The organism is Phyllobacterium sp. K27 (genome assembly GCF_054796155.1).
The window spans coordinates 93726-113395 of sequence record NZ_CM139240.1 but is presented as its reverse complement, the minus strand read 5'-3'; the positions used below and the strand labels follow the sequence as shown (position 1 = coordinate 113395).

23 protein-coding genes, 1 tRNA gene and 1 pseudogene are annotated in these 19670 nt (G+C 53.7%); 11 read left to right on the top strand and 14 right to left on the bottom strand.

Annotated elements, in window-relative coordinates; translation table 11 throughout:
- From ACYJL1_RS00590 to ACYJL1_RS00580, 3 genes are all read right to left on the bottom strand, one after another.
- A complete protein-coding gene (locus tag ACYJL1_RS00590) occupies positions 1-1290 on the bottom strand; it encodes a hypothetical protein (RefSeq protein WP_460896544.1) in 1290 nt (429 codons plus the stop codon).
- A gap of 57 nt (positions 1291-1347) precedes the next feature.
- Positions 1348-2535 carry an MFS transporter gene (locus tag ACYJL1_RS00585; RefSeq protein WP_460896543.1) on the bottom strand — a complete coding sequence of 396 codons (1188 nt, stop codon included), beginning with the start codon at positions 2533-2535 and terminating at the stop codon, positions 1348-1350.
- A gap of 222 nt (positions 2536-2757) precedes the next feature.
- Positions 2758-3582: an aldo/keto reductase gene (locus ACYJL1_RS00580; RefSeq protein ID WP_460896542.1), complete on the bottom strand. Its 825-nt coding sequence runs from the start codon at positions 3580-3582 to the stop codon at positions 2758-2760.
- Between the two features lie 139 nt (positions 3583-3721).
- Between ACYJL1_RS00580 and ACYJL1_RS00575 the strand changes: the two genes are divergently transcribed.
- Entirely contained in the window at positions 3722-4624 is a 903-nt protein-coding gene (locus tag ACYJL1_RS00575) for a LysR family transcriptional regulator (protein ID WP_460898099.1), read from the top strand.
- Between the two features lie 102 nt (positions 4625-4726).
- The gene (locus ACYJL1_RS00570) at positions 4727-5038 is read left to right on the top strand and encodes a hypothetical protein (RefSeq protein ID WP_460896541.1); all 312 of its coding nucleotides are present in this window, start codon (positions 4727-4729) and stop codon (positions 5036-5038) included.
- Between the two features lie 6 nt (positions 5039-5044).
- Here ACYJL1_RS00570 and ACYJL1_RS00565 read toward each other — a convergent pair whose 3' ends face one another.
- The gene (locus ACYJL1_RS00565) at positions 5045-5902 is read right to left on the bottom strand and encodes a DMT family transporter (RefSeq protein WP_460896540.1); all 858 of its coding nucleotides are present in this window, start codon (positions 5900-5902) and stop codon (positions 5045-5047) included.
- Positions 5903-5919: 17 nt separating this feature from the next.
- Complete coding sequence (locus ACYJL1_RS00560; protein WP_460896539.1) at positions 5920-6333, bottom strand: VOC family protein; 414 nt, start codon at positions 6331-6333, stop codon at positions 5920-5922.
- A gap of 171 nt (positions 6334-6504) precedes the next feature.
- Here ACYJL1_RS00560 and ACYJL1_RS00555 point away from each other — a divergent pair, with 171 nt between their 5' ends.
- Positions 6505-6666 (top strand): Thivi_2564 family membrane protein, encoded by a 162-nt coding sequence (locus ACYJL1_RS00555; RefSeq protein WP_115051473.1) that lies wholly within the window; start codon positions 6505-6507, stop codon positions 6664-6666.
- 33 nt (positions 6667-6699) lie between these two features.
- On the opposite strand, the gene ACYJL1_RS00550 is transcribed toward ACYJL1_RS00555, so the two are convergent.
- From ACYJL1_RS00550 to ACYJL1_RS00535, 4 genes are all read right to left on the bottom strand, one after another.
- The gene (locus ACYJL1_RS00550) at positions 6700-7590 is read right to left on the bottom strand and encodes a LysR substrate-binding domain-containing protein (RefSeq protein ID WP_460898098.1); all 891 of its coding nucleotides are present in this window, start codon (positions 7588-7590) and stop codon (positions 6700-6702) included.
- 366 nt (positions 7591-7956) lie between these two features.
- Positions 7957-8145, bottom strand: coding sequence for a hypothetical protein (locus ACYJL1_RS00545; protein WP_460896538.1), 189 nt, complete (start codon positions 8143-8145; stop codon positions 7957-7959).
- A gap of 42 nt (positions 8146-8187) precedes the next feature.
- Positions 8188-8589: a (R)-mandelonitrile lyase gene (locus ACYJL1_RS00540; RefSeq protein WP_460896537.1), complete on the bottom strand. Its 402-nt coding sequence runs from the start codon at positions 8587-8589 to the stop codon at positions 8188-8190.
- Positions 8586-8969: an ArsR/SmtB family transcription factor gene (locus tag ACYJL1_RS00535; RefSeq protein ID WP_460896536.1), complete on the bottom strand. Its 384-nt coding sequence runs from the start codon at positions 8967-8969 to the stop codon at positions 8586-8588. The genes ACYJL1_RS00540 and ACYJL1_RS00535 overlap by 4 nt, the downstream gene beginning before the upstream one ends.
- A 121-nt stretch (positions 8970-9090) precedes the next feature.
- On the opposite strand from ACYJL1_RS00535, the gene ACYJL1_RS00530 reads away from it, so the two are divergent.
- On the top strand, positions 9091-10263 hold the full coding sequence (locus ACYJL1_RS00530) for an MFS transporter (RefSeq protein ID WP_460896535.1): 1173 nt from the start codon (positions 9091-9093) through the stop codon (positions 10261-10263).
- 22 nt (positions 10264-10285) lie between these two features.
- Here ACYJL1_RS00530 and ACYJL1_RS00525 read toward each other — a convergent pair whose 3' ends face one another.
- Entirely contained in the window at positions 10286-11317 is a 1032-nt protein-coding gene (locus tag ACYJL1_RS00525; protein ID WP_460896534.1) for a fatty acid desaturase, read from the bottom strand.
- A 200-nt stretch (positions 11318-11517) separates the two neighbouring features.
- Here ACYJL1_RS00525 and ACYJL1_RS00520 point away from each other — a divergent pair, with 200 nt between their 5' ends.
- Together ACYJL1_RS00520 and ACYJL1_RS00515 are read left to right on the top strand one after the other, a co-directional pair.
- Positions 11518-11757, top strand: coding sequence for a hypothetical protein (locus ACYJL1_RS00520; RefSeq protein ID WP_460896533.1), 240 nt, complete (start codon positions 11518-11520; stop codon positions 11755-11757).
- 65 nt (positions 11758-11822) lie between these two features.
- Positions 11823-11984, top strand: a complete 162-nt coding sequence (locus ACYJL1_RS00515; protein WP_460896532.1) for a hypothetical protein — start codon at positions 11823-11825, stop codon at positions 11982-11984.
- Positions 11985-12305: 321 nt separating this feature from the next.
- Here the strand turns inward: ACYJL1_RS00515 and ACYJL1_RS00510 are convergent, their stop codons facing one another.
- Positions 12306-12698, bottom strand: coding sequence for a nuclear transport factor 2 family protein (locus tag ACYJL1_RS00510; protein WP_460896531.1), 393 nt, complete (start codon positions 12696-12698; stop codon positions 12306-12308).
- A gap of 369 nt (positions 12699-13067) precedes the next feature.
- On the opposite strand from ACYJL1_RS00510, the gene ACYJL1_RS00505 reads away from it, so the two are divergent.
- The gene (locus tag ACYJL1_RS00505; RefSeq protein WP_460896530.1) at positions 13068-14270 is read left to right on the top strand and encodes an MFS transporter; all 1203 of its coding nucleotides are present in this window, start codon (positions 13068-13070) and stop codon (positions 14268-14270) included.
- Between the two features lie 77 nt (positions 14271-14347).
- Here ACYJL1_RS00505 and ACYJL1_RS00500 read toward each other — a convergent pair.
- A tRNA-Arg gene (locus tag ACYJL1_RS00500) sits at positions 14348-14424 on the bottom strand.
- Positions 14425-14569: 145 nt separating this feature from the next.
- Between ACYJL1_RS00500 and ACYJL1_RS00495 the strand changes: the two genes are divergently transcribed.
- Positions 14570-14971 carry a hypothetical protein gene (locus tag ACYJL1_RS00495; protein ID WP_460896529.1) on the top strand — a complete coding sequence of 134 codons (402 nt, stop codon included), beginning with the start codon at positions 14570-14572 and terminating at the stop codon, positions 14969-14971.
- Positions 14972-15071: 100 nt separating this feature from the next.
- Here ACYJL1_RS00495 and ACYJL1_RS00490 read toward each other — a convergent pair whose 3' ends face one another.
- Together ACYJL1_RS00490 and ACYJL1_RS00485 are read right to left on the bottom strand one after the other, a co-directional pair.
- Entirely contained in the window at positions 15072-15500 is a 429-nt protein-coding gene (locus ACYJL1_RS00490; protein ID WP_460896528.1) for a GIY-YIG nuclease family protein, read from the bottom strand.
- A 388-nt stretch (positions 15501-15888) separates the two neighbouring features.
- Positions 15889-16515: pseudogene (locus ACYJL1_RS00485) on the bottom strand (GIY-YIG nuclease family protein); the annotation flags it as partial.
- 635 nt (positions 16516-17150) lie between these two features.
- Between ACYJL1_RS00485 and ACYJL1_RS00480 the strand changes: the two are divergent.
- The 3 genes from ACYJL1_RS00480 (at position 17151) to ACYJL1_RS00470 (ending at position 19661) form a co-directional block, all read left to right on the top strand.
- The gene (locus tag ACYJL1_RS00480) at positions 17151-18041 is read left to right on the top strand and encodes a LysR family transcriptional regulator (protein ID WP_460896527.1); all 891 of its coding nucleotides are present in this window, start codon (positions 17151-17153) and stop codon (positions 18039-18041) included.
- 133 nt (positions 18042-18174) lie between these two features.
- On the top strand, positions 18175-18978 hold the full coding sequence (locus ACYJL1_RS00475) for a carbon-nitrogen hydrolase family protein (protein ID WP_460896526.1): 804 nt from the start codon (positions 18175-18177) through the stop codon (positions 18976-18978).
- A gap of 11 nt (positions 18979-18989) precedes the next feature.
- Positions 18990-19661 (top strand): RraA family protein, encoded by a 672-nt coding sequence (locus tag ACYJL1_RS00470; RefSeq protein WP_460896525.1) that lies wholly within the window; start codon positions 18990-18992, stop codon positions 19659-19661.
- The last annotated feature ends 9 nt before the right edge of the window (positions 19662-19670 follow it).

Sequence of the window (19670 nt, the reverse complement as noted above, 5' to 3'; positions counted from 1 at the left end):
TCAGCTTGGTTCCGCCACAAGGCTGGTGTCCGATTGAGGCGCTCTCTTCCTCATAGAAAACGCCGTTTCCAAAATTGCGGCGAGGAAACAGATGCGTAAAGGCTCCACGAGTACGCCGGTGGAGGAATCCTGCATAGGGCTGCCAAACAGGAAGACAATTGCATTGCCCACAAATTCCCAAACCCTGCCAGTTTGCGGGCCGATAATATGCGCAGCACCAAGCCATGCCCATGCCGCCACCCACTCGATAAAGCGATAGCCAAGAATGAGCGTGATGATGAGCAGAAGGCCGGAATTCAGCGTCAGTTTTACGCCATTGGCGATTGGCAGATAACGTGAGCGGTAGCCGCTGATGAAATGGTTGATAAAGTCACGGATGAATTTTGGCACGGCCTGATAGCGTTCGCCGAAACGTTCAACACGGTGGTGAACCCTCATGAGTTCTTTCTGGTCGCGGACATCATAGCCATAGACCAGCGCGACCATGACCAGCCAGATCACGGGCAAAAGCGCGTGGAAAAACAGGTTGGTGGCAATTGTGCCAAAGCTTTCCGGCACTTGTTCAACCGGGATCATGACTGCCGCATGGGCTACGGAAACGGGCTGCACAAGGGCGGCGAAAAACTGCTCAAACCAGGACCATAGCTTGCCATTGACCAATGCCTGCATCCAGCCATCCTTCCAGCGGCTGATGATGTAAAGACCAATGAAAATCCAGTTGGTCTCGCAGACCACAATGACGATTTCCCAAAAAGAGCGCTTTGTTCGTTCTTTCATGGTCTTTGCAAACCAGCGAACGAGCCAGGAGATGGCCACAGACAACAATATCCACTTGGAGTCGAGCACGTCCAGCACATTGCCATTGCCGCCAAAAGGCATCATCGACAGCGCCAGACGGGAATATTGGCGAACCGTATCACCCAGAAAACCCCATGCCGCGTAATATGCAAAGAATGGGATAAGGGCGACAGCGACAATCGTCGTCAAGCGGGAAAAACCGGAGCTGCCCCCCTCCGCCGTCTTGTCGGATTGCGCCTGGGCGGCCATGACCGAAGGCAATCCCGGGCGCACAATCTGGATCATGGAAACAGTCGTCACCAACTGTGTAAGAGCAACAAGGGTCAGCACGCCAAGTCCGGCATAATGGTTCATATAGGCCGTTCTGACAGCCAGATGCATCAGCACATGGGAAGCGGTAAGCCCCAGAAGCACCACGGCCACCAATTGGGGCCAGAAGCGCAACCAGAGCTTGAACGTCAGCTTGATGGGCAGTGCCACTTCGGCCAGCATGAAAAACCTCTTGCGAATCTCATGCTGACCATACCCATTTTTACAAGGCTGCCAAGTTTAACAGGCAGGGACGAGTATGCGGGCGGTCTCACGCTTGTCGAGCATCTGGCTCCAAAGAGTAAGGCCAAGCGCACCGAGAACCAGCAGTGAGCCAACCCAAGGCGTGGCACCAAGGCCAAGCGGCGAAGCAACGACAATGCCGCCGAGAAATGCACCACCGGCAATGCCGAGGTTGAAGGCAGCAATGTTGAGAGCCGATGCCACGTCAACTGTTTCGGGTCTGTGAACCTTGGCGAGTTGAACCACATAGAGCTGAAGGCCGGGGACATTGGAGAAGGACAAGGCGCCAAGCGCTGCCAGCGTGACCAGCGACCAGACCGGCGAAACGGCGGTAAAGGTGAAGACCGCCAGAACGATGGCCTGCAAGAGGAACATGACTGCAAGAGCCTTGACCGGGTTGCCATCTGCAACACGTCCGCCGACCATGTTGCCAACCGCAATTGACAGGCCATAGAGAACGAGGATCAGGCTGACAGTGGAATTGGCATAGCCGGTAATCTGTTCAAGAACGGGGGCGAGGAATGTGAACATCACGAAGGTTCCGCCATAGCCAAGCGCTGTCATGGCAAAGGCGAGAAGAAGGCGGCCGCTCCCCAGAACACGAATCTGGTCGATGATGCGGGCAGGGGCAGCCTTTGCGATCTTCGATGGCAATAGCAGCGCAATGGCCAAAAATGCGATGACGCCAAGCACTGTGACGGCCCAGAATGTTGCACGCCAGCCAAGTTGCTGGCCGATAAAGGTGCCAAGCGGAACGCCCGTGACGATGGCAACGGTCAGACCAAGGAACATCATGGCAATGGCTGATGCACGGCGATTGGGTGCAACCAGATCAGCGGCGATTGTTGCGCCGACCGAGAAGAACACGCCATGGGCAAATGCGCTGATGACGCGGGCGACGAGCAAAAGCTCATAGGTAGGGGAGAGGGCTGCTGCCGTGTTGCCGACGATAAACAAGGCCATGAGGCCCAGCAGCAATGGCTTGCGCTCGATACGCCCTGTAAGGGCTGTCAGTATGGGCGCGCCAAAGGTGACACCAAGCGCATAAACGCTGACAATAAGACCGGCGAGCGGCAGGGTAATATTGAGATCCGTAGCGACGGTGGGCAAAAGGCCAACAATGACGAATTCTGTCGTCCCGATGGCATAGGCGCTGATTGTCAGCGCCAGAAGTGCGAGGGGCATGATCCTATCCTTTGAATGGATGCTGCATTAAGCCAGCCCTGGAATGTCAATATTGATGGCTGGTTGGTTGCGCTCAATATGAGCCATCGCCATTCCATTGATAATGACCAGATCATGCCCAACGTTTGTGAATTAATTTCATAAATAGGTATATATGCGGCTGCGGCGCCTCCTTGGTTGAAGAGACGCCGCGTACTTATCAGGCAAGTTCAGGTGTAGGTATCAATCCCACTTCAGGGCGAGATGGCTTGGATTGACGATCCGCCCATCTGGCCTGGCAAGTGCATGCAGCGCCTGCATTTCCTCATTGGTCAGATCAAAATCAAAGATTTCGAAATTGTTGCGGGCGCGCTCTTCGCTAACAGTCTTGGAAAGCGTGACAACGCCGTCCTCCTGAATCAGCCAGCGCAGGACGATCTGCGCTTCGCTCTTGCCATGGGCTGCACCAATTTCCTTGACAACCGGATCGTCGATAACCTTGCCATCCGCCATTGCATAATAGGCGGTGATACTCATGCCGCTATCCCGCGCAGCCTTTAACACGATGCTCTGGTCAAGATAGGGATGATACTCCACCTGATTGGTGACGATGGGCGCCTTGCTCAACTTGACTGACTCAGCCATGAGGGCAGAACTGAAATTGCTGATGCCGATATTGCGGACTTTGCCCGCATCGCGCACTTCGTTAAGCGCGCCAATGCGCTCGGCCAAAGGCACATCGCTCTTGGGCCAGTGAAGAAGCAACAGGTCAACATAGTCTGTCTTGAGCTTCGAAAGGCTTTCATCAACCGATTTGATGAAATCATCATGCTTGTACTTGTCGACCCAGACCTTGATGGTCAGGAATATATCGCCGCGAGAGACGCCGGAACTTTTGATTGCATCGCCCACCTCAGCTTCATTACCATAGATCTGCGCCGTATCGATGTGTCGATAACCGAGCGTCAGAACAGCTGGAACCATGCGAAGCACATCGGCACCGGGCATGCGGAACGTGCCGAAGCCGATTGCCGGAATTTTTGCGCCATTGGCGTTTACATTGAACATTGTTTTTTCCTTTGTTGGTGGCAGCATCCAGTATCTGGCGATCCAAAACTCGATATGGGCTCAAACAATTATGATGTTAATTGCTTGTTGTTGACCAGCTGTTGTGAAAGTAATTCATAAATAGCAGCGGGACCAGATGATGGATAACAGAGCTGGAGAAATGGACGTCTTCGTGACGGCGGTTGAATTGGACAGTTTTTCTGCGGCAGGCAGAAAGCTCGGCCTCTCGCCATCGGCTGTCAGCAAGATGATCCGACGCATTGAAGATCGCCTCGGTACGCGGTTGCTGAACCGCTCGACGCGCTCCTTGCAATTGACGCCTGAAGGCGAGATTTATCGCCAACGTGCAATGCGGATCATTTCTGAAATCGAGGAAACGGAACGTATGGTCGCCTCCGGCGCATCGGTAGCGCCGCGCGGATTGCTGCGGGTAAATTCGTCAGTTGCTGTTGGCCAGTTTCTCATATTGCCGCTTATGCCGAAGTTTCTGGAACTCTATCCTGAAGTGGAGCTTGATTTTACGCTGAGTGAACGTGTGGTCGACCTGATTGGCGAGCGTGCCGATATTGCAGTTCGTGTCGGGCCGATGCGCGACTCCAATCTGAAGGCTCGCAAGTTGTGCGAAAGTCGCAAGGTCGTTGTAGCATCACCGGACTATATCGCAAGGAAAGGCAGGCCCATGCAGCCGGCCGATTTGCAGAAACACAATTGCCTGAATTTCAATTTCCGCCGAGCGTTTGAGGAATGGCCATTCAAGAATCCTGAAACCGGAGAAATAGAACGGTTGGGGATATCGGGCAATTTTCTGGCGAGCAGTGGCGCCATCGTGCGACAGATGTGTTTGGCCGGATTGGGTATTGCACGGCTCGGGTATTTTCACCTCGCCAGCGATATAGAGGCGGGCCGACTGGAGGTCATTCTGGAGGATTACAATGCCGGCGATATGGAACAGATCAACGCTGTCTTCGTCGGGCATGATTATCTGGCCACCCGCGTACGGACATTCATTGATTTCCTGGCGGAGAATATGCCGAAAACATAGGAACTAAATTTAAAGGCAACGCATTGTTGATAGCCCAATACGCAATATGGGCTGTCTTTCGTGCCGGATGCAGGCGAGTATACAGCCATGACAGAAGATGGAATGACACAAAACAATGGGGTCGCGCGGCTCAAGCAGCACGCCGATCTGGTACAGCAGCTTGTGAAGCAGGTTCCATCGGCTCTTGCCAAGCCCGGCCTGACTTTTGAACAGGTTTCCAGGCTGCATAAGGTTATTCAAAAAGGCGTTGATGATTTCAAGGAAGTGCAGGAACTGATCAATGAGCCGGGTCTTGAAGAGACCTATCAACGTGCCGCAAGCAGTCTTGCAAAAATCTGGTCACATTTATCTTCTGCGGCGGAGGCGCGAATGCAGGATTTGGCCGAAAACGATGCCGATGAACAGACGAAATAAACTTCTCTAAGCTTTGCGATTCTTGAGGTTGAGCAAATTGCCCGAAAGGATCAGCGCCGCTCCGATGGCTGTGTAAATATCGATGGTTTCGGAATAAACCAGCCAGCCGATGACGGCGGTAAGCGGCACGCGAAGAAAATCCATTGGAATGACAACGGTGGCATCGGCATAAAGCAGGGCTTTAGCCATGCAGAAATGCGAGAACGTGCCGGTGAATGCAATAATGATGACCCATGGCATGACGTGCATGCTCGGCCATTGCCACGTATGCAGTGCAGGCAAAAGGCCGATGCCGGACTGAATGACCAGCATCCAGAATATGATCTTGACCACGCTTTCTGTGCGGGTCAATGATTTGACCATGGTGAAGGAGATGCCAAAGGTGAAGGCAGCGCCAAGCACGATCAACTGACCAATTTCAATGGAGTCGATCCCCGGGCGGACAATGATTATAACGCCGACAATGCCCAGCGCTATTGTCAGAGCGCGCCAGATATTCAGCCGCTCGCCAAGAAATGCCACGGCCATGACCGCAGTCCATGCGGGTGTGGTGAACTCAATTGCGATAAGCTGCGCCAACGGGATCATCGACAGCGCCATCAACCACGCAAACTGACCGGCATAATGGGCCGTATTGCGGCCCAGATGTTGCCAGATGCGGCTTGTCTTCATCGCTCTGACACCGCCCGATGAACGGATAAGCGGATAAAGCATGGCCAGACCGATCAGCGAGCGCATTTCCATAATCTGGAAGACGTTCAGTTCTCTGGAAGCTTCGCGGCCTGAGACCGCCATCAGAATGATGGCCGCAAGCGATCCGGTCATCCAGAACGCGGCCCTGATATTCGACGGCTGCACTTCCATGGTTTTTAAGTGCGACCTTACTTTGCGTAGATGCTGGCGAAGTCGGCAAAACCTTTGACTTCAATGGGATTACCCGACGGATCGCGGAAAAACATTGTCCATTGCTCGCCCGGCTCGCCTTTGAAACGCACAACCGGGGGCATGACGAACTCTATATTTGCAGCCTTCAGCCTGTCTGCCAGCGTGTTCCAGTTGTCGAGCGCAAGTATGATTCCAAAATGCGGCATGGGGACCATGTGGTCGCCTACCTTGCCGGTATTTGTTGTCTCAAACGGTTTGCCCAGATGCAATGAAATCTGGTGGCCGAAGAAATCGAAATCGACCCAGGTTTCCGTACTGCGGCCCTCTTCGCAGCCGAGGATTTCACCATAAAAGCGACGTGCCTCATCAAGATCAGTGACATGATAGGCGAAATGGAACAAGGAGCGCATGGAAATTCCTGAAAGCATGGCGGGCGCTCGAAGCTAACAGTATGGCCCTGAACAGACAATGCAGGACAAGCACAAATGCACTTTTAACGTGCAGAACGTGGAACAAAAGTCGGCTTACGAGAGTTTCCAAAGGCTACACTCGTATCGATCCCGAAAACAGGAAAATATGTAATGTCGATTTTGATCAGTCTTTTGATCACCGTTCTGGTGATTTTTCTCGTGCTCTATCTCATCCAGATGCTGCCATTGGATGGCCGCGCCAAGCAGATTATTCAGGTTATCGTGGTGGTGATCGGTATCATCTCGCTGCTGCGCTATCTCGCAGTATTTTAAAGACCGGAGCGGGCGGGATTAATCCCGCCCATCTCAATTCCCCGTTTCGCTGAGCTGGCCTAGCACCCAGTCACGGAATGCGCGAATCTTGGGGACGTTTCTACGGGCCTCCGGATAGACCAGCCAATAGAAATGATCCGCATCGGCACCAACAATATTGAATGGCTGGATAAGCTGACCTTGTTGAATTTCGGATTGATAAAAGGCGGGGGTGAGAATTCCAACGCCCATGCCAGCCAAAACAGCTTTGCCCTCAAGGTGTTGATCGCCAAAGCGGTTGCGAGGATCGCCTTTCAGATCCGGATTATCAATTCCTGCCGACCTGAACCATAATTTCCACCAATAATCTCCAGTGTCGACAATCGGTAATTTGAGGAGATCGCTTGGAGTCTTTATCCCTCCGACCGAGGCAGCCAATGCCGGTGTCAACATGGGAGAAAATTCTGCAGCGAAAAGCTTATGGCTCGTCAGGCCCGGCCACTTTCCATTTCCGGACCTGATGGCAATGTCTGCTTGCTGCCTCGAAAAATCGATCAATTCCCGGCTTGCCTGTAGTCGCACCGCCAATTGCGGGTGTGAAAGCTGGAAAGACCCCAATCGCGGCACCAGCCAGTTGGAAGCAAAAGTCGGTATTGTATTGATGGTTAAAACGCCATCGGCATTTTCACGGGTGGCGGCAATGGCAGCCCGCATCAGCTCGAATGCTTCGCTGATTGCCGGAGATAGCCGCAGACCCACTTCCGTAAGCATGACCTGACGCGGTTTGCGCAAAAACAATTGCGCGCCAATACGCTCTTCCAACAGTTTGATTGGATAGCTGACAGCAGCCTGCGTCATGCCGAGTTCTTCGGCTGCCTTGGTAAAATTACCATGCCTTGCGGCGGCTTCGAAGACCCGAAGCGAAGATAAGGGGGGAAGTTGCATCATCTGTCTCGCATAAGCTGTCCTTATGCATACTACTTGCGGTTTTGTTGGAAAACAACGGCGGAAGAGCGCATCTTGCCTCCAACAAACGGCCATTGGCTTGTTATCAGGAGTTAAAGAGATGATCACGTCAAAGACGCATACACCACCCAAACCGGTATTTTCGTCATGGATGGATTGGATCAAAGGATCGGGAGCCGGGCACCGGACAAATACCCCCATCAACCTTGTCCATTCGGAAGAATTTTCCGACCATATGATGCGCGATATCGGGCTTCTGGATGGCCGGAATTCAAGGGGCTATAGACGCAGACATTCTATCGACGGTCGACTGGATGATAAATTCAATGGACCGCTGTAAATGGCCTATGAATCGAAATCAGCCTCGAGTTTGCGTTCGAGCGCTACAAGGTCATCGGGCAAGGGCATGCCCATGGCTTTAAGTTCGTTGAGCTGCTCACGCAGGGTTTCATGGATTTCATGGGCATCCGCTGGCCGCTTGACCATCTCTTCAACCAAAAGCGCGATCCGGGCTTTGATGTCTTCGAACGCCATAATAATTCCTTTCCACGCAATTCACGAGGGTATTGTAGCAGACTAATCGTGGCCGGAATATTGTGTATCTGAAACCTTTTCCATCCACTCCACCGAATTGCCGTCGAGTGCTTCCTGCATGGCGATATGTGTCATGAAAGTCGTTGGCCCGGCGCCGTGCCAATGCTTCTCACCTGGTGGAATCCAGATCGTATCACCCGCTTTGATCTCCCTTATTGCTTCGCCCCAAACCTGAGCAAGCCCGGAGCCGGATGTTACATGCAGTGTTTGGCCGAGCGGATGGGTGTGCCAGGCTGTACGGGCACCCGGCTCGAAACGGACAGTGACAGCGCGCAATCGCGCTGGTTCTTCCGCTTCGATAATGGGATCCTGCCAGACAGTTCCGGTAAACCAATCAGACGGAGCGCGACGTGAAGGCAGGGAACCGTTTGGCGTTATTTTCATGGTTGCAATCCTGATTGTTGTTCCGGAATTTCATTGGATGAGGGAGCGGGGCCGGGCGAGAGCTGCGCAGCAGATGCCAGAATTGAATCCAGAAAGCCGGGAAACCGCTTTTCCAAATCCGTGCGCCGCAAAGACAGCAAGCGCTTTGTACCTTCAGGGCGAACATGAATAATGCCCGCCTCACGAAGCTTGCCAATATGATAACTCAATGCTGTTTTTGATCCGAGGCTGAGAAAATAACTGCAGGTCATATTGCGCTCATCTTCGCCAAAGCGTGCGAGCATGGAGATAATTGCAAGACGTGTTTCATCACCGAGCGCCGCGAGAACGGCAGGCAATGCGATTTCTTCGGGAGCGGGATGATACAGGGCGTTCGTCATGCTTCTATCATAGCAATTGGCAGGAGAGAGTTCAATGTTCAATGATTATTGAACTTAATGCTTGACTTTGATTTCACGGCACCCAATAGTTCAACGATCATTGAACATTAGGGTACTGGCCATGGACATTCGTCTTGTTGGATTAGCACTGGGCACGTTTGCGATTGGTATTGAGGGCTTTGTCGTGGCCAGCCTTCTGCCAGAGATTGCCGGAGACACCGGCGTAACTCTCGTTCAGGCAGGGTATCTCGTTGTGACCTATGCTTTTGCCTATGCAATCGGCGCGCCGGTCATTGCCGCCCTGACAGGCGCACTGGACAGACGTCTGGTTCTGGCTGGAAGCGCATTGGTGTTTGTTCTTGGTGCATTGCTGGCCTCAATATCCCCGACATATGTTCTCCTGCTAGTCGCCCGTCTTTTGATTGCAGTCGTGGCAGGACTTTATGCTGCTACAGCGCAAGCAACAGCTGTTGCAATATCGGAGCCGCACCACCGCGCCAGAGCGATCTCTGTGGTTGTGGGAGGAACAACTCTGGCTGTGGCGTTTGGTGCGCCATTAGGTGCATTTATCAGCAGCTTCGCGGGCTGGCGCGGCACATATCTTTTCATCGCCCTGATCGGTGTTCTGGCCACGATGATTGTTTGGTTGTTACTGCCGCGTGGCCTTTATGCAGATAAAATGACACTGGCCAAGCGCCTGAGTGTCATCCGTCACCCGGGCTTGTTGCCTGCACTTTTGACGATGCTTTTTTATATGACCGGAAGCTTTGCCGTTTATACCTATATTGCAGCTGTTGCAGTGGAGGGAACAGGTCTTGCCCGCGAATATCTGCCGGTTATCCTTCTGGCATTCGGCGTTGGTGCGGCATTCGGCAATTTTCTTGGTGGGCAGCTGGCGGATCGTTTCGGCGCGACGAAGACTGTGATCACGGCCTCCATCCTCAACACGATTGCCCTGATCCTTGTCAGTTGGATCATGACCTTGCCACATGAGATCGCCGGTATTGCCCTGATCGCACATATGGTGGTCTGGGGTGTTATTGCCTGGATGTTTCCTCCAGCACAGGCAAGCCGCATATTGGCGATAGCACCGGAAAGTGCGCCGCTCGCACTGTCGCTCAATTATTCCGCGCTCTACCTGGGAGTTGCCGTTGGATCAATGATAGGCGGGTTGGTTATCGCCAATCTGGGGCTTGCCTATCTTGGTGCTATTGGCAGCATATTCTCGATGCTGGGCCTTGCCGTGATAAGGCTTGCCCGCACCGCCAGACGCGAGCAGCTGTCCATCGCCTGACGAAGGCTGGCGCTGGTACTTGTTATAGTTGCGCCCTTGCTTCCCTGAAGGAGACAAGCCTTTTGCGGTTTTCATCCCACAAAACAAGTTTCACGCAGCGTAGGCTCTCCATAATGGTAATGCGGCCAATATCGCTGAGCTCAGGATAGTCCTTCAAAACCTGCGGAAGCCGATAGCAGGGAACCTTGCTGGACAGATGATGGACATGATGAATACCGATATTGCCGGTGATCCATTGCAGGAAGCCCGGCAATATATAGTGCGAAGAACCATGCAGGGCTGCTTCATGGAACTGCCATTCCGGCGCGGATGACCAATGGGTTTCTTCGAACTGGTGCTGAACGTAAAACAGCCAGATACCGGCGGCTCCGGCAAGCGCCACAATGGGCAAATGTACCAGAAGAAACGGGCCAACGCCGACAAGCCACATCAGAAATATGGCACAGACCGCGATACCAAGATTGGTTGCCATGGTCGAAATCCACGGCGCAGCACCGGAACGCATCATGCCGAAGGGCAGCCGCTGCTTGAAGAAGAAGAGCCACACGGGCCCGACGCCGAACATGACCGCCGGGTGACGATAGAGCCGATAACCGATCCGGCCCCAACGGGACAGGGCGTGATACTCGGCAACCGTCAGCGTGGTAATGTCACCAATACCACGTTCGTCCAGATTACCCGCAGAGGCGTGATGGATAGCGTGGCTACGCCGCCAATAATCATAAGGCGTCAATGTCAGGACACCAATCACCCGACCAGTCCAGTCGTCCGTATGGCGGTGAGCAAAGAATGATCCGTGGCCGCAATCATGCTGGATCATGAATAGCCTCAACAGAAAGCCTGCAGCTGGAATGATCAGAACCAAACCCCACCAATAGCCATAATGGACGGCAGCCCAACACAAAGCCCAGAAAATGGCGAATGGAACCAGAGTGACCGCAAGTTCAAAGGCGCTGCGTCCTCTGTGCGGCTTGCGATACTGGCTGAGAATTTTAAGCCAGGGACGAGCGTCAGAGCTTGTTGCAGGGCTATCATTTTGGGGAGAGGTTGTCATTCGCTATTATATGGCCGTCCAATAAGATCACGCAAGGTGCGCTTTGAAATAAAACGTTACCGAGGCAGAACTCCCACGCCATCGAATAGTGGCAATTGGAACCGCTATTAACGTCTGGCGTTTAGGTGCATGATAGAGCAGTAAGGCCGTATGATGGCTTGTATCAGTGCGAAATCATCGTTTGACGTAAGGTTAGTGTAATGGATCCAGTGCAATTGATTGTCGTTCTAGCATTTGACCAGGGAGATGCCGGGGAACTTTTTCCGGTTGGCGAACCGCAGCAGTTCGAGACAAAAGAACGAGCTATCCGCACGGCCAAGGACCTTGCTTCGAAACATGCTGGCGTTATCGCCTGGGCCCGGGAGGCGAAACCGGACGTTGGGGAATATGGCCCTCCGGAAGTCCTGTATACAGCCGGGGAGATACTTGAACTGGAATGAATGAGGCTCGTACAGAATTTCTGGGGACACCGCGCGGAACATTTCGGCTCGAGCGTGGAGGGAAAATGATGTTCATAAAATCTCTAACTGTTACTGCGCTTATCGGTCTTTCCGGCATTGCGCTGTCCGGCTGTGTAGCAGATGACGGCGGCGGTGGTTACTATGGCGGTTCCGGCGGATATGGTTCAGTCTATACCGATGGCGGATATTATGGCAGGGACCGTTAGGACCGGCACGATCGCTATGACCGCCGGGACAGGCATTGGCGCGAAAGCAGAAGAGACCGGCACCGGGATCGAGATCGTCCACGGCGGGATGGGAAGACGATAAAAAGCCGAGACCACCCGTGGTGGAACGGCCGGATCGCCCGGATAGGCCAGGTCGGACGGAGCGACCTCTTCCTCTCGTTAGAGGGATGACTGATCACAATTGAGCAATCCATGATGTGCTCATACTTCGAGCATAGGGTCGCCAATCATCAAAAGGGGAGCATGCCGGTTTGGCTACCCTTTTCATTGGTCACTTCACGACAATGGCCTGCCGCCGCCTCACATCGTAATTCTGGTGCTGTGAATGAGGATCAATGTCCACCGGCCATCGCATAGTGACCAGACTCGGCTATAGGCGAGCTTTTCAGAGAAACTTTCACCGTAATATGTTCCGGTGATTTTTCCGAACCATGAGACTGTCGCCGCATTCTCCATGAGTCTCACGGAGCGATCCAGCATATCAATTTGATCAAGTTCAAGGATGTTTGCCCGATGGAAATCGAGATTTTCCTGCTTGTTCAGTCTACGTCCAAAAGGGTCTATCGCAACAAGACTGTCGTCAAGACATTCATCTAATGCGGCAGTATCGCCGGACAGCATCGCCTTGTGCAGACTATCCTCAAGCTGCTCAATATCGGTGATGGAGAAGTTCAAGTCGGATTCCAGTGTCATAATGAACTCTGTCGTTGGCATTCACATTGCCCATCCAGCAATAATCGAATGCCGATTAAGGACCGATGAACAACCAGGTTGGAGTTTACCCGTCGCGGGTAAGCGCCCGATAATGGCAAGCAAAGGCATGCCGACTTGCCGTACACATTGCAACATGATTCTTGAGGTTTTGTTCCATTCATTCTGTCGGCGTTATGGCCATTTTCACATGCTGGAGGAATATTGACGCGTTTGAGTAGCCAAGAAAAGTCCAGAAAGTAGCATTCTGGTCAATGGGTCATGGGTTTCACAAGGATTCATTACTTTTGATAATGGCTGATTGTGTTAGAGGTGTATGACAACATTCTGCTGCATTGAAGGGCATTCCGCATGATCGGCAATCCAACGCATCGGCAGGTTTTCCTGCTGGCGAGCGCACAGGCGCTTTTCCAAACGGTCTCTGTGCTGGTCGTGACTGTCGGTGCTTTGGCCGGCGGTCAGATCGCCTCGCGTCCGGAACTGGCGACCATGCCAATCGCGGCCATGTTCCTGGGCACGGCCGCCGTGACCTTTCCAGCGTCAATGTGGATGACACGGGTTGGTCGTCGAACCGGCTTTATCGCTGGTGCTCTGCTTGGTGTTCTTGGCGGTCTGTGCGCAGCACTCGGCATCTGGGTGGGTTCGCTGCTCCTTTTGTCGTGTGGCACTTTCCTCATCGGTGGCTACCAGTCTTTCGCGCAATTCTACCGCTTCGCTGCCAGCGAGGTGGCTGATGAAGCGTTCCGTTCGCGGGCGATCTCGCTTGTGCTCGGCGGCGGTGTCGTCGCGGCCCTGGCTGGCCCTATGCTCGCCCGCCTCGGTGGTCCGCTGCTGCAGCCAGAATATGTCGGCTCGTTTCTGATTTTGGCTCTGGTCTCTCTGGTGGCCGCTGGAGCGCTGCTCTGGCTTCGCGTCCCTAAGGCGCAGACCATCGATAGCGATACCGACAAGGGGCGGCCATGGGGGCAAATCGTTACCCAGCCAGTTTATCTTGTCGCCCTGTTCGGGGCCGTCACCGGGTATGGCATCATGATTCTCGCCATGACCGCAACACCGCTTGCCATGGCGCATCATCACCACGACCTTCCCACCACCGCAACCGTCATTCAGCTCCATGTGCTCGGCATGTTCCTGCCTTCCTTCTTCACTGGCTCGTTGATCGCCCGTTTCGGGGTGTTGCGCATTATGCTGACCGGCTTGGTTCTTTTCGCCGGCCATGTGACCATGTCATTGACAGGAACCGGCTTCGGTTCGTTCGCAGGCGCGCTCGTCCTGCTCGGAATCGGCTGGAACTTCCTCTATATCGGTGGCACGACATTGCTCACCGGCAGCTATACACCAGCTGAGAAAGGTCGTGCACAGGCGACCAATGACATGACGATTTTTGCCTGCGGGCTTGCGTCCTCAATCAGTTCAGCAGTGCTGCTCGAATTCTTCGGATGGCAGATGCTGAACATCTTGCTGCTGCCATGGATGGGCGCTGCCGCGCTGGCTTTGATCTGGCTGGGATGGAGACAGAGCAGAACTGTACAGCCAACCACTGTCGCCAGATGATCATCCCGGGCCTGTCTTCAAAGGAGAGGCATCGATGAAACGGCTATTGTGAAGCGCAATGGTACAATTGGCTGAAATGGCGCACCCGACAGGATTCGAACCTGTGACCTCTGCCTTCGGAGGGCAGCGCTCTATCCAGCTGAGCTACGGGTGCATGAGGCTGCGGAAAGCTCGCATGCGCGAAGCGGTTCTAGCCGATGCGCGCCAAGGCTTCAATGGCGAATTTTGATTAAGATCGGCATTGAAGCTTTGTGGACGTTTGTGAAGGCTGGGAAAGCGGGTGTCGATTGCCAATCAGAATGCCGCTTGCGGTTGTGCCATGGCTGTGCCGGATTATCACCGATCCGCATTTCGTGGCGATTACCGGTGAAGACTATCAGCCGACGTGGCCATGGTTACGTCCAGCCTCAGTTATCGAATGGCAGAAGGAATTCAATCTCATTCGGCCCCATGATACGAGCAGTCACGAGATCGCCTACATGGAAATGTCGTTGAAACCAGTCGGCAATCGCCTGGTTGCTTCCGACGAATCTCACTGCGCCGGTTCTATTCGCGCGACGATCAATTCGCGTAGCAATGGCCGGTGCACCATCAGAAAATCGAACGACCAAAGTCTCGTTCTCTTTGCCAAGCAATGGGCTGGCGTCTACGCCCGGATTTACGATCCCCTGATTATAATAGGTGGTTCCAAGCCGAATTGAGAACCGACCAATTTCATTGGTCAGCGCTCCATCCTGTAAAGGAAGACTACCTTCCTGTGCCGCTTCAATTTCTGCACTCTCAGTAATCACCACTCCCTTCTCACCACCGTTCCAAGCAGGAGCAAATTGTCGTATCAACGCGTCCTCTAAGCCAGCTGCAAGGTTTGATCTCGAAGCCGCCAAATTGCAGTTGGTTCGTCGGCGCGAAAGCAAGGATGAAAACCTCTACCCCCTTCTCCGCCGCCGCCCTGATCTTTTCATTACAGCGCAAATTCGTTGCTTGGGTCTTGCCAGGCCTGCAGTAACCTATCATCCTGCGCTTGAGCGATTGCGTTGTTTTTCCGATGTAGAGCACATCGGCGCCCTTACAGAACGCATAAAGCGCGTTCCCCACATCAAAAAGCGGCTTCAATCGATCTTCATCACCCACTTCAACTTCATAGGAAAGAAAGGGGTCATTTAGTTTCCACTGCGCTACTTGTTGAAAACCGATGGCGTAAAGCGCTTCAACATTTAGATCCTTATTCATTTGAACTAGCCTTCGTCACTCTGTGTAATTGCTTTGACGTAATGCACACGAAGTGCTGAACAGCAATCCGAAAAACGGCATTTTCTTGAAACCAGGAGACCGAGTTACGTAGATATATCCATCGCGACAAGGCGATTATCTTAGCCGTGTTCCGGAGTGTCGGCATCCGGTGCTGGAGCCACTACGATGAAGCTGAGATCACGGCATTGATACCTGCGGATAGTTATAGGGATGTGCCACACATGTGCCGGTAAGTGCAGTGGTCAAAAGGACGGGTTACTTCATTCACGGGCGCCAAAGCTGCTGCGCACGCCGAAAGGCAACCTTGATCAGCGGTTGCGATTAAATATCGGAAGTGCAAACTGCCTAACAGGTCGCACCTGATCCATCACAGGCCAGAGACGAGAGCAAGTTTAGCCGTCCTAGGATCGTAGACATACTCGGCGATGGTGCTGTCCTTGATCCGCTCCACGGCGTCATCGACCACGAAGCGAGGCACAAGGAACCATTCGCGCGGCACGACCGGATTGCCGAAACGATCCTTGATCTCGATGTCCAGTTGGGCCGGAGCGAAGATGCGGTGGATCAGGTTTTCGAGCTTCACGCGATTGATATTGTAGAGCGTATAGGTAGCGACTACCTCGACCTCGGCCATGAGGAAGGTTGGATCGAGCCTAGCATTGGCAAGCCGACGGGTAATATCGCCGCCTGTCACGCCGATCTTGTGCAGCACGTCCCGGTTGACGGCGACAAGCGGATGATCGGATTTGCTGCGAAGCACGTAGATGATCCCACTCGCAATATCCTCGTCGTCGCTTTCGCCGGCGAACAGCGGGCCAGCGCGCGGCTCAGTGATGCGCCGTCCTGCCTCGTCCTTGTAGAGCGCCCGCTGGAGTGACCGGCGAAGCAGATTACTTTCTGTCCCGTTGGAATAGACGACGCGCAAGCGGGCGTCGTTTTTCCCGTTCGGGGCACGGAAGGTTTCGCCGACGTCGGCGACATAGGCGACGGACCCCGAACTGTTTCCTCAAAGCCAGTGAAGGCACCGCCGACGGCAATGCGGTAGCAGTTTCGGGTAAGTTTCTCAGCAGCGCCGATCCGGATCCACAAACGTTCTCTATGGGCACGATCGACCCTAAATTGGCTCTGTTTAAAGACGTCGAACTGCCCGGCGGCGATCTCTCCTCAAGGCCGTTCAAGAAGAACGGAACGGCGCAACAGTGTCGCCTTGCGTGTATCGCAGAGGCCGCTGCATCGCCTTCACTTACATAAAACACAAAAGCGAATGTTGGCTAAAGGGAGTGATTGGGACGCGGACCTACGGTTCAGGCATGGTAACGGGAGTGAAAACGATGCAAACGTTCTCTCCAAGCTCGATCATTAGCTTGGAATAGACGTCTGTTAGCACACGCCTACGTCCCACCATTTCAAGCGTGTGAACGCGAGTTCCATAATGGGGCGTTATGCAACTCGGACGGCGGCTGAGATTCCCGCTCTATCGGCTTACGACCAACCAACTTCGGGCGCTCTCTCAGGCTTCTCCCCCGTTGCAACCTAAGATAGCGGTTTTCATCGTGTGCACTCGAACTAGATCAGGCATTGGCACCGCGCGTCGTTTGCAGGAAGATGCCTCCGAAAGGATCGAGCAACATGAACCTGCGCTTCGTTGAAACATTCCTCTGGATCGTCCGCCTAGGTAGTTTTAGTGCTGCTGCGGAGAAATTGAACACAACGCAAGCTTCAATTTCCAACCGCATAGCCACGTTGGAGCGTGAACTTGGCGTGCAGTTGTTTGATCGCGATATGCGCACGGTCAAATTAACGCCAGTCGGACAGCAGGCTGTTTCGAAAGCCGAGGACATCGTAAAGGCTGTCAGCGAGTTTCGCGAAGCCATTGCCGATCCCACAAGTCTCAAAGGTTCAGTCAGCATCGGAACCATCGATTCAATCGTGCATTCGTTTTTGCCGCGTCTCGTAGAGCGGGTTCAGGAGCGCTATCCAGGTATCGCCATTGATCTGAATGTTGATACCAGTCTCAACATGGCGCGGGAAATCGTCGAGCGGAAAATTGATCTCGCCCTGATCATGGGACCGGCGCTCGATCATGGTTTGGTCAATATCGATCTTGGCACGTATCGTTGCGTCTGGGTGGCCAGCCCGAAATACCGCTTGGCGGGCAAAAAACTTACGCTTGCCGACCTTGCAAGTTATCCATTACTGGCCTTTTCAAAAGGAAGCGTTCCTCATCATGGGCTGTTGCAGCAGTTTCGCGAAGCTGGGCTTGAGGCACCGGCGATCTCGAATTCCAACTCGCTTGCGACCATCATGCGCCTTGCCAAAGATGGTCTTGGCGTCGCGCCTCTGCCGCGCGTCATCCTGGGCGAATATGTTGACGCAGGTGCATTGGAGATTCTTGACGTCACACCGGCCTTTCATCCGCTTACCTTCCATGCGGTTTATGCCGATCATCCGGACAGTCTTCTGCCGTCGATCATTGCCCAGATGGCAGCTGAAGTATCGCTCTGCCTGGCGGACGCTTAAGCGCATACAGGCGCGACACAAGCGGCAAGCGACGAACGCATAAGAAAATTCTATAGGACTGCTCAATTATTTCGAGTTTGTCTCACCACAATATTTTGCGCACGATCCATTCATTGAAAATGGAGGAATGAGTGTGAAAGTCAGTCTAGTGCAAATGAACTCGCAGGACAGTAAGGCTGCAAATCTTGAAACAGCCGCACGTTTGATCAACGAAGCTGTTGAGAATGAGGCACCTGATCTCATCGTGTTGCCCGAATATTACGCTTTCCTTGGTGAGGGCCGGGACAATATCTATGCCAATGGTGAGACGTTTCCGGATGGCGACGGCTATCGGCTGATGTCGGGCCTGGCAGCAAAGCACAGTGTGACGATTCATGCTGGCAGCATCGTCGAACAGGATGGCAACAAATATTACAACACGACGATCGTCTTTGGCCCTGACGGTAAGGAACTCGCAAAATACCGCAAGATTCACTTGTTCGATGTGGATACGCCAGGCGGCACGGTCTACCGTGAGTCAGATACGATCAGCCGCGGCGAAGAGGTCGTCACCTACCAAGTGGGAGACACAAAGGTCGGTTGCGCCATTTGCTATGACGTGCGCTTTCCTGAACTGTTCCGCAAACTGCGCGATGAGGGTGCCGAAGTCATCGTTCTTCCCGCAGCCTTCACGCTGATGACCGGCAAGGACCATTGGGAGGTGCTTGCCCGTGCCCGCGCAATCGAAACGCAGACCTATTTCCTGGCGGTTGGGCAGACACTCTCCCACGCCGAGGGGCGCAAATGGTGCTGGGGTCACTCCATGGTCATCGACCCGTGGGGCCATGTCGTGGCGCAATGCTCAGATGGTGTTGGAACAACCAGTTCCAAACTGGACCTCGGCCACGTCACCAAGGTGCGCGGCGATGTTCCCGTTGCTCGCCACCACGTTCTTTGAGAGGTCAGACCATGTTTGAAGTCAATGAAATGCCGCGCCAGATCGATGCTGATTTGATCAAGCTCATGGAACGGGTCGAGACAGCAACGATTGGACACTTCCTGCATTCAGGGTTCATTGATCGAGAGATTCGCGCGGTTATGCCGGAAAAACGTGTTGCCGGAACCGCCGTCACCATTCGGATTCCGCATGCGGATTCGACTATCCTGCACTACCTAACCAAGATTGTCCGTCCTGGCGATTTCGTCGCTATCGAACGGTGTGGTGATGATCGCCATGCCTGCTGGGGCGGCGTTGTTACACATGCGATGAAACTGGCCGGCGTTGTCGGCGCGGTAATCGATGGTCCGGCCACGGATTTTTCGGAGATACGCAAGGTGGAAATGCCTATGTGGTGTCGTGGACCGTCACCGATAACGACCAAAATTCTGGGCTTGGAAGGAGCGATTAACGTCCCGGTTACGGTTGGCGGTCAAGTTATCAAGCCGGGCGATGCGATCATTGCCGATGAAAGTGGCGTTGTAATCCTGGCGCCATCCCAGGCGCGGGCTGCCGCTGAGAAGGCGCTCGACATGCAGGAAAACGAAATCGTGCTCCTTGATCGTCTGCGCAACGGTGAGTTTCTCCCCGACATTTCGGGAGCAACGAAAATCGTGGAGGGTCAGAAGCGCCAGGTCGCTTGATCGATAACA

What these genes read in the sequence shown, in the direction of transcription:
- ACYJL1_RS00590 (WP_460896544.1), bottom strand. Translation starts at nt 1,290, where the DNA reads ATGCTGGCCGAAGTGGCACTGCCCATCAAGCTGACGTTCAAGCTCTGG.
- ACYJL1_RS00585 (WP_460896543.1), bottom strand. Translation starts at nt 2,535, where the DNA reads ATGCCCCTCGCACTTCTGGCGCTGACAATCAGCGCCTATGCCATCGGG.
- ACYJL1_RS00580 (WP_460896542.1), bottom strand. Translation starts at nt 3,582, where the DNA reads ATGTTCAATGTAAACGCCAATGGCGCAAAAATTCCGGCAATCGGCTTC.
- ACYJL1_RS00575 (WP_460898099.1), top strand. Translation starts at nt 3,722, where the DNA reads ATGGATAACAGAGCTGGAGAAATGGACGTCTTCGTGACGGCGGTTGAA.
- ACYJL1_RS00570 (WP_460896541.1), top strand. Translation starts at nt 4,727, where the DNA reads ATGACACAAAACAATGGGGTCGCGCGGCTCAAGCAGCACGCCGATCTG.
- ACYJL1_RS00565 (WP_460896540.1), bottom strand. Translation starts at nt 5,902, where the DNA reads ATGGAAGTGCAGCCGTCGAATATCAGGGCCGCGTTCTGGATGACCGGA.
- ACYJL1_RS00560 (WP_460896539.1), bottom strand. Translation starts at nt 6,333, where the DNA reads ATGCGCTCCTTGTTCCATTTCGCCTATCATGTCACTGATCTTGATGAG.
- ACYJL1_RS00555 (WP_115051473.1), top strand. Translation starts at nt 6,505, where the DNA reads ATGTCGATTTTGATCAGTCTTTTGATCACCGTTCTGGTGATTTTTCTC.
- ACYJL1_RS00550 (WP_460898098.1), bottom strand. Translation starts at nt 7,590, where the DNA reads ATGCAACTTCCCCCCTTATCTTCGCTTCGGGTCTTCGAAGCCGCCGCA.
- ACYJL1_RS00545 (WP_460896538.1), bottom strand. Translation starts at nt 8,145, where the DNA reads ATGGCGTTCGAAGACATCAAAGCCCGGATCGCGCTTTTGGTTGAAGAG.
- ACYJL1_RS00540 (WP_460896537.1), bottom strand. Translation starts at nt 8,589, where the DNA reads ATGAAAATAACGCCAAACGGTTCCCTGCCTTCACGTCGCGCTCCGTCT.
- ACYJL1_RS00535 (WP_460896536.1), bottom strand. Translation starts at nt 8,969, where the DNA reads ATGACGAACGCCCTGTATCATCCCGCTCCCGAAGAAATCGCATTGCCT.
- ACYJL1_RS00530 (WP_460896535.1), top strand. Translation starts at nt 9,091, where the DNA reads ATGGACATTCGTCTTGTTGGATTAGCACTGGGCACGTTTGCGATTGGT.
- ACYJL1_RS00525 (WP_460896534.1), bottom strand. Translation starts at nt 11,317, where the DNA reads ATGACAACCTCTCCCCAAAATGATAGCCCTGCAACAAGCTCTGACGCT.
- ACYJL1_RS00520 (WP_460896533.1), top strand. Translation starts at nt 11,518, where the DNA reads ATGGATCCAGTGCAATTGATTGTCGTTCTAGCATTTGACCAGGGAGAT.
- ACYJL1_RS00515 (WP_460896532.1), top strand. Translation starts at nt 11,823, where the DNA reads ATGATGTTCATAAAATCTCTAACTGTTACTGCGCTTATCGGTCTTTCC.
- ACYJL1_RS00510 (WP_460896531.1), bottom strand. Translation starts at nt 12,698, where the DNA reads ATGACACTGGAATCCGACTTGAACTTCTCCATCACCGATATTGAGCAG.
- ACYJL1_RS00505 (WP_460896530.1), top strand. Translation starts at nt 13,068, where the DNA reads ATGATCGGCAATCCAACGCATCGGCAGGTTTTCCTGCTGGCGAGCGCA.
- ACYJL1_RS00495 (WP_460896529.1), top strand. Translation starts at nt 14,570, where the DNA reads ATGCCGCTTGCGGTTGTGCCATGGCTGTGCCGGATTATCACCGATCCG.
- ACYJL1_RS00490 (WP_460896528.1), bottom strand. Translation starts at nt 15,500, where the DNA reads ATGAATAAGGATCTAAATGTTGAAGCGCTTTACGCCATCGGTTTTCAA.
- ACYJL1_RS00480 (WP_460896527.1), top strand. Translation starts at nt 17,151, where the DNA reads ATGAACCTGCGCTTCGTTGAAACATTCCTCTGGATCGTCCGCCTAGGT.
- ACYJL1_RS00470 (WP_460896525.1), top strand. Translation starts at nt 18,990, where the DNA reads ATGTTTGAAGTCAATGAAATGCCGCGCCAGATCGATGCTGATTTGATC.